The organism is Trichlorobacter sp. (assembly GCF_030247655.1).
Taxonomy (GTDB): domain Bacteria; phylum Desulfobacterota; class Desulfuromonadia; order Geobacterales; family Pseudopelobacteraceae; genus Trichlorobacter.
In genome coordinates this window covers 1-2,210 of the sequence record NZ_JAOTRZ010000323.1, presented here as the reverse complement: position 1 = coordinate 2,210, position 2,210 = coordinate 1, and the positions used below count along the sequence as shown (strand labels likewise).

At 52.3% G+C, this 2,210-nt stretch carries 2 protein-coding genes; both read left to right on the top strand.

All coding sequences use genetic code 11. The features are described 5' to 3' along the window. The first annotated feature begins 314 nt into the window (after positions 1-314). The gene (locus tag OEL57_RS16265) at positions 315-1,319 is read left to right on the top strand and encodes a 4Fe-4S binding protein (RefSeq protein ID WP_300741930.1); all 1,005 of its coding nucleotides are present in this window, start codon (positions 315-317) and stop codon (positions 1,317-1,319) included. Positions 1,320-1,392: 73 nt separating this feature from the next. Further along, the coding region (locus tag OEL57_RS16260; protein ID WP_300741929.1) for a histidine kinase dimerization/phospho-acceptor domain-containing protein at positions 1,393-2,210 on the top strand (818 nt) is incomplete at its 3' end.

Sequence of the window (2,210 nt, the reverse complement as noted above, 5' to 3'; positions counted from 1 at the left end):
AACAGAGTACAAGTAGCTATGCACAAGTATCAGTGGATAGTACCGGTTTATCAGCTACGGTCTAGCAGTGCAGGTCTCTTGAAAAGTGCCTCAAAAAGCGCGGGTTTCCTGTGTCAGGAGCACCCGCGCTTTATTTAATAACTCCTGTGGCGCGGAGCCGTCGCAGAAACTTGTGGTGAACTAAGTCGTTTACTCCATAGCGCCATCTCTGTTTTGTGATACTGCCATGCTTGTAACGCACATTCATTGACTCAGGTCAATGTCATGCAATCTGTTCCCGGCTATGCTGTGAGAAAAGCGAAGGAGGCATCAGCATGCTTAGCATAGCAGCCAGGAATATTCTCCGCATCCGTCTGGCAGTACAGTGGCTGTTTCTGTTATGGATCGCCGGAATCGGTATCCGGTTCGGCCTGTTTGTGGCAGCCGTTGAACAGGGTAATCCTCAACCATTCTTTTCCCGTCCGTCTGGTGTGGAGGGCTTTTTGCCGATCGGTGCCCTCACCAGCCTGAAACACTGGCTTCTGAGTGGCGAGATCCATCCGGTACACCCGGCAGCACTGGTGATTTTTCTGGCAATTCTGTTGATGAGCCTGCTGGCGAAGAAGTCGTTCTGTTCCTGGATCTGTCCGGTGGGGACGATGTCTGAGGCTCTGTACAAGCAGGGAGCGCGTCTGCTGGGGCGGAATTTCAAGGTCTGGAGGCCGCTCGATCTGTTGCTGCAGGGTATCAAGTATCTGCTGCTGTTTTTCTTCATAAAGATCATTCTGCTTGATATGCCTGCCTTTGCCATTGCCACCTTTCTGGATACGCCCTACTGGGCGGTCAGCGATGCCAAGATGCTGCGTTTCTTTACCCATATTTCGGCCACTGCCTTAACGGTGCTGATAGTGCTGACCCTGTTGTCTCTGATCTATCGCAATGTCTGGTGCCGCTACCTGTGCCCCTATGGCGCTCTGCTCGGCATCGTCAGTCTGCTTAGCCCGTTCAAGATTCGTCGCAACCCACAAATCTGTACCGATTGCCGCCAGTGCAGCCAGGCCTGCCCGGCAGGCATTGCCGTGCATAGCATAACCACGGTTGTTTCACCGGAGTGTACCGGCTGTCTGACCTGCGTAGCCACCTGTCCACACCAGGAGGTGCTGGCCATGCGTCCCTCGATCTGGAAACAGTCCATGCCGGTCTGGGTCTTTCCGGCAGTTGCTCTTGCCCTGTTTATGGGATCCATCGGGTTTGGCATGGTGAGCGGTCACTGGCAGACGGTGCTGACTGTTGATGATTACCGTCAACTGCTGCCGATGCTGCCCTATCTGAGTCATTGATGTTATGCCCTCTCCTCTCTCGCACGCGGGAGAGGAGAATCAACAGTGAATCACGCAGAAGTTCTGTCTGGCTTTGGACTTACCGATTACTGACAATGCCGGTGAAATCGGCTATACTCAGGCCATGACTCGACCTGCCCTACATATTTTTGCCCTTTCCGGCATGACATTACTGATCATCGGACTGCATTATCTGTTATTACTGCAGTTTTCAACACGTGTCATTTTCGAAGAACTGTTTTACCTGCCATTGATTCTCGGTGTACTCCGGTTTGGTTCCAAAGGGGTCGTATTCACCTATCTCGGTGTTTCAGCGGCCTATCTGCCCTTCTTTTTTCATCCCTGGTCTGAAACCACTCCCCAACTGATGGAACGTGCGCTTCATCTGCTGTTTAGTGGTGTTTTTGTGGCAATTGCCTACCGGTTTGCCCAACGGGAACGGGAACAGCAGTCCCTGGCCCGGCAAGAACGTTTTTTTTCTGGACTTGGCCAAGCAGCCACCGTGATTGTCCACGATTTAAAAAATCCTTTGATCACGATAGAGGGGTTTGCCCGGCGAATACAGGACGGGAAAGGTGATCTCGCCTCAGCGGCTGCGGTTATCCTGGAGTCAACCGCAACCATGCAGCGGATTACCGGTGACGTGCTTGCATTTGCACGACCACCGCAGATGCATTTTGAACTTGGGGAACTTGGTGTCGTTGTACGGACTGCAGCAGACTCATGCAGTGCAAAAGCGAGAAAAAGTGAGGTAACTCTTGCAGTGCGTCTCCCGGACAAACCTGTTATCTGTTCTGCTGACTATTTTCAGCTTGAACGTGCGCTTGTCAATCTCATTGATAATGCGCTGGATGCATCTGCACCAGGCATGCTAGTGACAATCTCGTGGGC